Here is a 508-nt window from a genome sequence, read left to right as displayed (position 1 = left end):
ACTTCTTCACGAAAGCGCTGTGCAAATAGCGTGTCTAAATTTGAACCTTCTTCAAAAATAAAGCGGCCTGTATCTTTAAATTGATAGTGTTTATCCCCTTTCAGTTCAATGTAATCCATCATTTCTAGTGCACGTAAATAGAGCGCAATGGAGGTATCACTCAGCTGGTATCTCCGTGCGATCTCTTCTAAAGACCACTCAGGTCGACGCAAAAGATAAAGAAAATCAAATAAGTGAGGATATTGATGGAAAATCTCACTGTTGGTGTCGGTGATAAACTGTTCACTCTCTTGCTGCAGCTGCTTACCTCGCATGGATAACTCAACCAAATCCGTATCAAGGTGCGTGGCGTACAACAAGATTTTATCTAAACCAAGAGACGTATTGTGAAGCTGCCTTTTTATAGTAGAAAGCGGGATTCCAAGTCCAATAGAAAGCTCAGAATATCCAATGCCTTTTTCTTTTATTTTTTCTCGTAAAGCAGCAAGTAAATACGTTGCAGAATTAT

1 protein-coding gene is annotated in these 508 nt (G+C 39.4%); it reads right to left on the bottom strand.

The genetic code is table 11. The features are described from left to right. Positions 1 to 508 (bottom strand): transcriptional regulator (locus R7R24_RS30635; protein WP_318120707.1); only part of this gene is annotated, 508 nt, incomplete at both ends.

This window comes from Vibrio sp. 704, assembly GCF_033339295.1.
This window is presented reverse-complemented; position numbering and strand designations above follow the sequence as displayed.